This is a genomic window from Pseudomonas onubensis, assembly GCF_965653655.1.
Lineage (GTDB): Bacteria > Pseudomonadota > Gammaproteobacteria > Pseudomonadales > Pseudomonadaceae > Aquipseudomonas.
The window spans coordinates 1-380 of record NZ_CBFHAZ010000339.1 but is presented as its reverse complement, the minus strand read 5'-3'; the positions used below and the strand labels follow the sequence as shown (position 1 = coordinate 380).

1 protein-coding gene is annotated in these 380 nt (G+C 48.7%); it reads left to right on the top strand.

What is annotated here, in order from left to right; all coding sequences use genetic code 11:
- A partial coding sequence (locus ACTD9P_RS30240; RefSeq protein WP_438870519.1) for an ABC transporter substrate-binding protein occupies positions 1 to 380 on the top strand: 380 nt, incomplete at both ends.

Sequence of the window (380 nt, the reverse complement as noted above, 5' to 3'; positions counted from 1 at the left end):
ATATGAATGTGAACGCTGAAAAAGTCATCGCGCTGAAGCCGGATCTCGTGCTTGCCCACGCGTCCTCTATGTCCGCTTCCGCCGATGCGATGAAGCAGCTGAAAGATGCGGGCATCACCGTCTTAACGGTCAATGATGCGCAATCGTTCCAAGATGTGTACAAATCAATCAGCATGATCGGAAAAGCGGCCGGCAAAGAAAAGCAGGCGGATCAGCTGATCCAATCGATGAAATCCGACCTTTCCGGCATAGAAAAGAAAGCGGCGGCCATTTCTGAAAAAGACGAAAAGAAAGTATTCGTCGAAGTGTCTCCTGACGGCTACACGACGGGGAAAGACACGTTTATGAACGAAATGCTTGAAGATATACATGCGAAAAAC